The sequence below is a fragment of the Candidatus Nanopelagicales bacterium genome (genome assembly GCA_030700225.1).
Classification (GTDB): domain Bacteria; phylum Actinomycetota; class Actinomycetes; order S36-B12.
The window spans coordinates 1-9,704 of the sequence record JAUYJT010000082.1 but is presented as its reverse complement, the minus strand read 5'-3'; the positions used below and the strand labels follow the sequence as shown (position 1 = coordinate 9,704).

Annotated in this window: 11 protein-coding genes and 1 riboswitch; of the genes, 5 read left to right on the top strand and 6 right to left on the bottom strand. The window is 64.6% G+C overall.

The features are described from left to right. Positions 1-148: 148 nt before the first annotated feature. From narJ to Q8P38_12565, 4 genes are all read left to right on the top strand, one after another. Positions 149-676, top strand: a complete 528-nt coding sequence (narJ, locus tag Q8P38_12580; protein MDP4015436.1) for a nitrate reductase molybdenum cofactor assembly chaperone — start codon at positions 149-151, stop codon at positions 674-676. After that, complete coding sequence (narI, locus tag Q8P38_12575) at positions 673-1,410, top strand: respiratory nitrate reductase subunit gamma (GenBank protein ID MDP4015435.1); 738 nt, start codon at positions 673-675, stop codon at positions 1,408-1,410. Before narJ ends, narI begins: the two co-directional genes overlap by 4 nt. Further along, on the top strand, positions 1,411-2,538 hold the full coding sequence (locus tag Q8P38_12570) for a TIGR04053 family radical SAM/SPASM domain-containing protein (protein ID MDP4015434.1): 1,128 nt from the start codon (positions 1,411-1,413) through the stop codon (positions 2,536-2,538). Positions 2,539-2,754: 216 nt separating this feature from the next. Beyond that, entirely contained in the window at positions 2,755-3,507 is a 753-nt protein-coding gene (locus Q8P38_12565; GenBank protein MDP4015433.1) for an HAD family acid phosphatase, read from the top strand. Between the two features lie 127 nt (positions 3,508-3,634). Here Q8P38_12565 and Q8P38_12560 read toward each other — a convergent pair whose 3' ends face one another. The 6 genes from Q8P38_12560 to Q8P38_12535 form a co-directional block, all read right to left on the bottom strand. Continuing rightward, a complete protein-coding gene (locus Q8P38_12560; protein MDP4015432.1) occupies positions 3,635-4,453 on the bottom strand; it encodes an energy-coupling factor transporter transmembrane component T in 819 nt (272 codons plus the stop codon). Then, a complete protein-coding gene (locus Q8P38_12555; protein MDP4015431.1) occupies positions 4,450-5,985 on the bottom strand; it encodes an ATP-binding cassette domain-containing protein in 1,536 nt (511 codons plus the stop codon). The genes Q8P38_12560 and Q8P38_12555 overlap by 4 nt, the downstream gene beginning before the upstream one ends. Beyond that, positions 5,982-6,581 carry an ECF transporter S component gene (locus Q8P38_12550; GenBank protein ID MDP4015430.1) on the bottom strand — a complete coding sequence of 200 codons (600 nt, stop codon included), beginning with the start codon at positions 6,579-6,581 and terminating at the stop codon, positions 5,982-5,984. Before Q8P38_12550 ends, Q8P38_12555 begins: the two co-directional genes overlap by 4 nt. Positions 6,582-6,587: 6 nt before the next feature. After that, positions 6,588-6,669, bottom strand: a riboswitch (TPP riboswitch). Positions 6,670-6,817: 148 nt separating this feature from the next. Then, positions 6,818-7,486 carry a hypothetical protein gene (locus tag Q8P38_12545; GenBank protein MDP4015429.1) on the bottom strand — a complete coding sequence of 223 codons (669 nt, stop codon included), beginning with the start codon at positions 7,484-7,486 and terminating at the stop codon, positions 6,818-6,820. A gap of 390 nt (positions 7,487-7,876) precedes the next feature. Continuing rightward, on the bottom strand, positions 7,877-8,089 hold the full coding sequence (locus Q8P38_12540; protein ID MDP4015428.1) for a dodecin family protein: 213 nt from the start codon (positions 8,087-8,089) through the stop codon (positions 7,877-7,879). A gap of 96 nt (positions 8,090-8,185) precedes the next feature. Continuing rightward, positions 8,186-9,070, bottom strand: coding sequence for a universal stress protein (locus tag Q8P38_12535; protein MDP4015427.1), 885 nt, complete (start codon positions 9,068-9,070; stop codon positions 8,186-8,188). 86 nt (positions 9,071-9,156) lie between these two features. Between Q8P38_12535 and Q8P38_12530 the strand changes: the two genes are divergently transcribed. Continuing rightward, on the top strand, positions 9,157-9,704 hold a 548-nt coding region (locus Q8P38_12530), incomplete at its 3' end, for an amino acid permease (protein ID MDP4015426.1).

The window sequence follows — 9,704 nt, the reverse complement described above, 5'->3', positions numbered from 1 at the left end:
TGAACGAGCTCTATCGGCTGCTGGCGATCGCGAAGTCCCAGGACCGGTCCGTCATCCCGATGGCCCATGCCGAAGCTGGTCGGGAACTATCGAGCTTGGGATGCGCAGTGGACTTCGGTCCGGCTTCCGGCCCAGGGAGGGAGAGCCGATGAACCGACAAGACGTCGCGGCCGCCCGCCTGGCCGCGTCCTGGCTGCTCTGGTATCCGGACGACCGTTTGCTCGCCCGCCTGGGCCCGATGACCGAAGCCGTCGCCACGCTGCCGACTGCGGCTCGTGAACCGCTGGAGTCGTTCCTGGCACACCTGGCCGGGACACCGCTGATGGATGTTCAGCGGCACTACGTGTCTGTCTTCGACATGCGCCGAAAGGCCTGCCCGTACTTGACCTATTGGACTCACGGCGACACCCGCAATCGCGGAGAAGCCATGCTGCGGTTCAAGAGCGCGTACGCCGAATCCGGCCACGAACTTGGCAACGAGGAGCTGCCCGACCATCTCGCCGTTGTGCTGGAATTCGCGGCGATGGAAGATCAGACGACTGGGGAGGCCCTGCTAACGGAACACCGCGGGCCGATCGGCCTGATGCGCGACGCCCTGGACAAGATGGACTCGGCCTATGTGCATGTCCTTGACGCGGTCCTGGCAACCCTCGCGAGCGTAGGAGCGACCCGATGATCACCGCCCCGCAAGTGATGCTGTGGGTTGTCCTTCCATACGTGACGATCACGGTCTTCGTGGTCGGGATGATCTGGCGCTTCCGCACCGACAAGTTCGGCTGGACCACACGCTCCAGCGAGCTCTACGAGCGCAAGATGCTTCGGATCGCCAGTCCGCTTTTCCACTTCGCCCTGCTCGCCGTGGTCCTTGGGCACATCATGGGTCTGGTGATTCCGGAGAGCTGGACCAGCGGGCTCGGGATCAGCGAAGACACGTATCACTTGATGGCCGTCTCGCTCGGTCTGGTGTCGGGCGCGTGCGTCCTGGCCGGCCTGGCCTTCCTGATCTACCGCAGGAGCACCGTCCGGGCGGTGTCTTCCTCGACAACCGGCAACGACAGGTTCATGTACGTGTTCCTGGTGGCCGCGATCTGTCTTGGCCTGCTGACTACGGTGTACGGCTCCGGACTGTTGGGCGAGAGCTACAACTACCGTGAGACGGTGTCGCCGTGGTTCCGCTCGATCTTCCTGCTCGACCCGAAGCCGGAGCTGATGGCCCAGACTCCGTTCTCGTACCAGTGGCACGCTGTGGCCGGAATGCTCGTTTTCATCATCTGGCCCTTCACCAGGCTTGTGCACGCGTTCAGCGCGCCTATCGGCTACATGTTCCGGCCGTACGTTGTCTACCGGTCTAGGGGCAAGCAAGACGTGGGCTCTGGTGTGCTTAGTCGAGGCGAGGAGCGAGTCGGCTAGATGCGCACTCCATCTCCCCGTTCTTACGAAGACAAGCCGCTGCTCGTCTTCTGGGAGATGACCAAGGCCTGTCCTCTGGCCTGCAAGCACTGTCGGGCCTTCGCCCAACGAACAGGAATGCCGGGTGAGCTGACGACCGAAGAGGGCAAGCGGTTCCTGTCAAGCCTGGCCGGTTTCGGTACCCCGCCGCCGATCCTCGTGCTCACCGGCGGCGACCCACTCGCCAGACCCGACTTCCTGCCTCTCGTGCGGTTCGCTCGCGAATCCGGGTGCCGTGTGGCGCTTGCCCCCGCCGTCAGCGATTCGCTCGCGGGCCAGGCCCTCCACGACATTCGCTCCGCTGGGATCCGGACGATCTCGCTGTCCCTGGACGGAGCGACCGCCCCAACTCATGAGGGAATACGCCAAGTCCCCGGGCACTTCAAGCAGACGATCGACGCGATCGAAGACCTGGTAGCGCGCGGGTTCACAGTCCAGATCAACACGACCGTCATGAGCGGCAACGTCGAGGAACTGGCCGACATCGCTGTGCTCCTGCGCGACCTGGGGGTCGCTGTCTGGGAGGTCTTCTTCCTGATCCAGGTCGGCCGGGGCGCCGACGTTGGGTCGCTCACGCCTGATGAAAGCGAGGACGTCGCGCACTTCCTGTACGACGCCGCCGGCTACGGATTCATCGTGCGCACCGTCGAGGCTCCGTTCTTCCGCCGCGTCGTGGCCTGGCGGTCGGCGAGCCCAGTGGACGCGGCGACGAAGTTCGGACTCGGTCCGCTGTACAACCGCCTGGCGGAGCGGTTGGCCTCACAACTCGGGCCCCCGACGACGAGCCCAAAGGCGACCAGCGCGGGGACACGGGACGGCAACGGCATCTTGTTCGTGGGGCATGACGGCGAGGTCCTGCCCGCCGGCTTCCTGCCGTTGCCTTTGGGCAGCGTGCGGGAACGAAGCGTCGTCGACATCTACCGCGACAACCCGGTCCTGCGATCCATCCGAGCCGCCGAGTTCACCGGACGCTGTGGCCGGTGCGACTTCCGCACGATCTGCGGCGGCTCCCGCTCGCGCGCGTTCGCCGCCTACGGCGATCCACTTGCCGAAGATCCAGCCTGCGCCTACGATCCTGCGGCGATGTAGTTTCCCGACTTGTGTCTCGGGCAGTGCCTTCCGGTGACAGGCGGCGTGGTTCGCCGCCGTGGATCGGGTTGGTTCGGTGGCAGCGGATCGGTGGCCAGGGCTATCCTGACCAGGATCGCCTGAACCTAAGGGAGCGCAGTGAACACTCAGCCAATCCGTTCCGCCAGTACGCCTTCCCGGGTAGCCCGTGCCCGGCGACTTACACTCACAGCGATCGTGTCGCTAGCTCTGCTGATCGGAGTGATCCCGGCCCAAGCGGAGCTGGTCCAGGTTGATCCAGGCAAGATCGCCAGGGGACGGCTGATCATTGGGACCGGCCAGAACCTGCCGTCACTCGACTCCAAGACCACCTATACCGCTGGTCCGGGGTTCGCGGCGCAACTAAACCGCTATTACAGATCGGGACGCGCCAAGCGTGATCAGCGGCAAGTGAGCCACGCAGCGATGCGCGCTGTAAGACAATGGATTGAGAGTAACTGCGCGGGCACGCGGCGAAGGGCGGTCAAGGACTGCCGCGCGATGGTGGTCTTCGACATCGATGACACGCTGCTCAACAACTACCGCTTCTACTCAACGACCAGCCCTGCCTTCAGCCTTGACCCAACGGGCTACAACGCGTGGGTTGCCAGCTGCGGATCTCCAGCGAACGTACCCGTGAGGAAGCTCTTCCTGAAGTTGCGCGATTTAGGAGTGAGATTAGCCCTCATCACTGGCCGACGGGAGACGCAGCGTCGCGCGACGAAAGATTGTCTTACCAGGCGTGGGATCACCGGTTGGCAATCTCTTCGTCTCAGGTCGGCATACGAGGAGACTCTTTCGGCAGCCGTGTATAAGGCCCGCGCCAGGAGAGCGCTGCATGCGCGAGGTTTCCATATCATTGCCAGTGTCGGGGACCAGGTCAGCGACATGGCCAACGGTCACTTCAAGTACGGTTTCCTGCTGCCCAACCTGTTCCGCTACATCCCGTAACTTGCCCAGGAACCACAAGAACCTGACCCGAGGAACGGAAGATGACTGTTGTATGGCACGTGTGGGGCGAGTTGTCTTCCTGAGACCTGCATCTTGCCCCGGCCCCTGGGCTTGTCGCGGCGGCGGCTCAGAACGGCCAGGCGAGGACGAAGCTCCACTGGCCCTGGGCAACAGCGAGCGCCGTAGCCAGCCCAACCAGTGCCAAACACACCAGGACCGCTGCCATGTCCTGTCCGCCGAGAGTCGATTGACGCGCGTTGGTTCGCGCGGCATACGGGTCGAAGCCTCGGGCTTCCATCGCGACCGAAAGGCGAACGGCCCTGCGCAAGGCTTCCACCAGCAGACCCACCAAACGACTCATCGCCCCGTGAACCGCGGACGCGGGGCCACGACCGGCGAGTCCTCGTGCGCGGCGCGCGTCGGATATCTCACGCCAGTCGAAGGCGAGCAGCGGCAAGACCCGCAGGCCGACGAGCATGGACAGCGCGTACCTGGACGGGACCCGGACGATCTGCCGCAGCCCGTCCGCCATGAGCGTCGGGTCCGTAGTCGACAGCAGCAAGACGGCCGGCAGTGACAAAGCCAGAACGCGTAGCCCGATGGCTGAAGCCTGCACGAGGCCTCCGGTCGACAGGGAGAACGACCCCCAGTCGAGGATCAGGTAGCCCTCGTGATTCGAGCTGAAAAGGGCGTTGACGAGCGTCAGGATCGCGGCGATCGCCACGAGGAATCCGGACCTGACGACCACCGTTCTTGGCCGGAGCCCGAAGAACGGCAGCGCGACAAGCTCGCCGATGAGGATCACTCCAGCCGTCGTGTGATCAACGCTCAATAGCAGCCCGATCGTGACCAAAGCGGTAATGACCAGCTTCGTTACCGCGTTGAGCCGGCCAACGCAGGACCAAACACCTGATGTCTCGACGCCCTGTCCGAACTCCAGGCTCATAGAGGATCACCCCCCATCTTGTCGGCGTCCAGCCGCAGACGCCCCTTGGCCATCCGGTACTCGACGGCGCCTAACGCCCTGACCAGCGCCGCATCGTGCGTCACGACAACTAGTGCCCGCTGATCATCCAGCTGCCTGATCAGCAGCTCGACTGTCGCGCGCCACGTGTTCAAGTCCTGCCCGAACGTCGGCTCGTCCAACACGAGCGCGCCGGGGCCACCAGCCAAGGCCGCCCCCACAGCGAGCCGGCGCTTCTCCCCTCCGGACAACGTGTAAGGGTTCGCGCGGGCCACGTCTTCCAAATGCAACTCACCGAGAAGCAGGTCAGCCCGCTCCCAAGCCTGCCTGCGCGGCAGCCCAGACGCCCGGGCGCCGATCGCCAGTTCCGCGCGAGCAGACGTGGCCACGAACTGATGCTCGGGCTCCTGAAAAACGCTTCCGACAACGCGGCAAAGATCACGCGAGCGGTAGCGGTGCAGTGGCTTATCCCTTCCAGCCGCCGTCACGCTGCCCCGGCTCGGACGCATCAGGCCGCCGAGGGCTCGCGCGAGCGTCGACTTCCCAGCCCCGTTCGGGCCCATGACGGCAACAGCGGTCGACCGAGATGCGCGAAGCGAAACCCCGTCCACCACCGGCGGGCCCTTCTTGACCCGCCGAATGACCACATCCCGCGCGGAAAGAACGGCCGTTTCTTGCGCAGCGGGTGATCTTGTGCCGATTCCGGCCATATATGGCCGATTTCGCGGAATCCGCGGCCGGGAACCCAGCATCGGGTCCACGCCCGGCACGAAGATGCCCAGATCAGCCAGCTCCGATCCCCTCGATCGCAGGACTTCAGCGGTTGGACCGTCGAACAGGATGCCCTCGGGCTGAAGGACGACGATCCGATCCACGAGATCGACCACGTCAGCAAGGCGGTGCTCCACCAACACCAGCGTCGACCCGGAGTCGGCCAGCACTCCCTGGAGGGCACTTACCGTCATGGCGGCGCCCTCTGTATCCAGATTCGCGGTCGGCTCGTCGAGGATGAGCAAGCCCGGCTTCCGGACCAAAAGCCCGGCCAGCGCCACCCGCTGCTTCTCGCCGCCCGACAGGGCAGACGTCGGCCGCTCCAATCCATACGGGAATCCCACGACCCCGAGCGATCGCTCGACCCTTGGCCAGATCGCGGCCCGGTCGACCTGAGCGTTCTCCAGCCCGAAGGCGACATCGTCGCCGACCTTCGTCAGGATCAGATTGGTCTCTGGATCCTGCATCATCAGGCCGACTTGCTGACCCACATCAGCGGCCGCGATCTCGCGCGACCCGCGGCGATACTTGATCGTCCCCGCTGTCTCCGCGGATTCCGCCTCGCCGCCAATGGCCGCGAGCGCCCGCAGCAGGGTCGACTTGCCGACACCGGATCCACCGGCGATCAGCACGCGCTCACCGGGAGCGATTTCAAGATCAACATTCCTGAAGGCCCATCTGGACCGCCCCGCATAGCGCCATCCGAATTGCCGGGCGCTCACGCCCACCGCCGTGTCCATCATTCCCCGGCCACCAGCCGCGCCGCGCGACCTGACGGCATCGCGTCTAGCGCTCCAGCCGAAGCCAGCCGCCTCACGATCCATGGCGCCAGCACTGTCCCAAGCACCAGCCCGCTCAAGCACCCCGCCGACACGTACGCCTGCTTCCACGCCTCGGTCCAGAACGGGAAGTAGAAAGTGACGTCAAGCGTTGTCCCCGCAACGGCTGCCAAGGCCGTAGCGATCCCGGCGGTCAAACGGTTCCAGACCCGGTAGCCGAATACCGCGAAGACGATCTCCGCGGCCAACCCCTGGGCAAGTCCGTAGATGAGCACGGTCAACCCGAACACGTTCCCCAGGAAGGCCGAGATAACGACCGCCGACATCGAACCGAACACGGCGGCGCCTGGGCGCCGAACGACAAGCGCCGCGATGACTTGAGGCAGCATCCAGACCCCGTACAGCAGCGCTTGGGTTGGCGGATAAGCAACGAAGAGCGGCGTCGATACCAGCCAAAGTTGATTCCAGGCCCAATACACCACACCGAAAGTCGACCCGATCACAGCGACGGAGACGAGATCGACTACTCGCCAGCGACCTCGCGTGAACTTCGCGCGCATCGCTCCCTCCCTTGCCGGCATTACCCGGCCAGGTTCCAACGGTCGGCGGATTCCCCGCCCTCTCAGCCCGGATGCCCGGGCTCCCGCGTCCGCGAGTCTGCGAACACCCGCAGCCTATATGCCAGCGCGCGCCATGCGCATGTCAGTTGCAGGCTGCGTCAGTCGCGGCGTTCAGGGCGCCCTCCGCGCAGACCATGGCCTCGCCGTTGCCGCAGGGCGCCCGGGCAACGTGGGCTCTAGGCTGGTTCGACGTCGCCGTCCATCGTTACGAGCAGCTGGATCAGCTGGTATCCCGCTCGCCTGAATGAGACCACCCAGCGCTTCTCCCTCCACCAGGGCGGTGGGGCATCTGCCCTCTGCAGCTGTGCCATTTCCAGTTGGTATCCGCTTGGGATCACTCCGGGGTTGGCCTTGCGGTACTGCTTGGTCAGCCTGACGGCCGCTTTCAGATCCGTCTTGGGTTTGTTCGGGAACCCGAAACTCCCAATAGTCATGGAGTCGATCTTCTTGATCCCGTTGCGACAGCCGTCTAGGTACTTCAACGCGATGGCGTAGTCCGCACCTTGCCTGCGCTGCCAGTACACGTTATAGACGACTTGGACCTTGCCCAGCTGCTCGCCAGCCGTGGGCTTCGCAACAGTCGGAAACGCATTCACGAAGGCTTTGGTGATCCTCGCCTTGCCGGAGCCATCGGGCACGTCGAACCACCGTCTCAGAGTCGACTGGGAAAGCTTGGCGACACGGGCATTCGCGTTGGCGATGATCCCCGTCACGTTGCCGTTCCATGCCACGCATTGCCCCGGGTCGGCGGATGCGGGAACAGCGATCCCGCCAACCGGCAGGGCAGTCACCCCCACTACGACTGCGGAGAGCATGAGTCTGGACAGCAGCGAGATGTTCTTCATGTTGTTGAAGATACGGACTGGAGATTCGACACGCACACTGTTTGCGAAACACAACAGATTCCGGACTACACCATCCACCTCGACCCGAACGACGACGCCGCGTTTCTGCGCGGCCCGGCCGACCCGGTTCCCGTGATCGACCGCATCTGGCGCCAGTTGCTCCCCCAGAGGGGGTACCCCCAGATCCGATCGTCACCGGGCCGAATCCGACACTCGTGTGCTGGTGCTGGTCGCGACACCGTAGAGCGGTGTTGATGACGATTCGCACGCGCACGGATTCCTGGCGGGTGGTGATGTCGGGGATGCCGCCAGGCACGCCCGGACAACGGTTGGCGGAGCGGCGACGTCCGGGGGCAGAAGCCGCGCCGGGAATCCGCAGGGGCGTCGGCTCTACTTGTCCTCGAGCCGGAAGCCAAGCTTGAGCGCCACCTGGAAGTGATCGACGCTGCCGTGCCGGACGTAGCCGCGGATCTGGGTCACCTCGAACCAGTCGATATGCCGAACCGTCTTGGCAGCGCGCGTGATGGCATTTTGAATTGCCGCGTCGACGCCGTCAGGGCTGGTTCCTACAACTTCGCTGAGACCGTATGTGCGATTCGCCATGAGTCCTCCTGATCGGAACGACGCTGCCCCCAGGCTACGCGCGCCCCCCACAGAACGCCTGCCACATGGCGCCGGATCTGCTTCACGGTCCAGAGGCTAGGTGCGCCGGGGGAGAACAATCGCCGGCACTGGCGTGGCTCTGATCAGCTTGTACGTCATGTCACCAAGAAACACTCGCATGATCTTGCCTTCCTTGGATGAGCTCAGCAGCAGCACCTCATCGCCCCTCCAGTCAAGACGCTGCAACGCCGCCAGCGGCGAATCACCCACAGCGATCACGCTGTCCCCCCGCAGAGAAGCGGGAACATCGCGCAGAGCGCGCGCTTGGCTGGCTTCGGCCTCCTCCCTCTGCTCTTCGATGACCGCTTGCTCGGCTGCGGAACCCAGATTGCTGCCATAGGTCCGGTGCCGGACGAGGACGGTCAAGGGCGCGACCACGCTTCCTGAGCACTCCGCCAGTTCGACCGCCCGTTGCAAGGCGTCTTGCGACTCGGTCGTGTTCTGGAACGCGACGACGATTCTTCCGATGGAACGGGGGGCTGTGCGCCGGTATCCGACGGGCGCCAAGCACACGGGAAACGCGGAACCGTGGAGCAGTTGATCGGCTGTGGACCCCACCTGGAAGCGGCCGTTCGACGCTCCCGAGGAGCTGCCAACAACGATCATGTCCGCCCCAAGAGCGGTGGCTGTTTCGTTCAGCCCGACACCGCTTGACCTATGGCCGTGCATGGCGGTCGCGACGCCTGCGAAACCTTGTGCTTCCGCCATCTCTTCGACTGAGTCGGCCAGCACGGCCGCGGCTTGCTCACGCAGGAACGCTGTCCACTCGGCATCAACGTGGCCGACGCTGGCGGGGTCATACGCCTCCGCATACACATGCACCAGTACCGGATCGGCGCCGAGCGATCTGCATAGCACCGCCCCAAGAGCGAGAGCATCGCTGGAAGATTCGTCCGGGGTTACTCCTATGGCGATGAGCATGGCTTGTCCCGTCCTAGAACGTCGCTGCGGAATTCTCGTTACGGTACCGAACAAGGAGCGGCAGAGCGTTATCGGCGGGAGGAACCATGGGGTCATTGCCGATCAGGCGGCAACTCCTGCGAATCAAGCCCGCGGACGAAATCAACGCCGAGGGCGACGTCGGCACGCTAAAGCGCAGCATGGGCCCGTTGGCCTTGACCTTCCTCGGCGTCGGCTCGATAGTCGGCTCGGGGATCTTCGTCATTCTCGGTGAAGCGATACCAAAGGCGGGCCCCGCCGTCCTGCTGTCGTTCGTGCTCGCGGCGATCACTTGCGCTTTCTCGGCATTGGCGTATGCGGAGCTGGCCGGGTCCATCCCCGTATCGGCGTCGAGCTACTCCTCCGCCTACGCGACGCTCGGGGAGATCGTGGCCTGGGTGTGCGGCTGGTGCCTGATGCTCGAATACGGGGTTTCCGCGTCCGCCGTAGCCGTTGGGTGGGGTCAGTTTCTTAACGAGTTCCTCACAACATTCGGCATTCAGATTCCGGACGCGCTCGCCAATCCTCCAGGCACCGCCGGGGGCGTGTTCAACCTCCCCGCCGTGGTCGTAGTCACTATGTGCGCCTTCCTGCTCATGCGTGGCGTCAGCGAGTC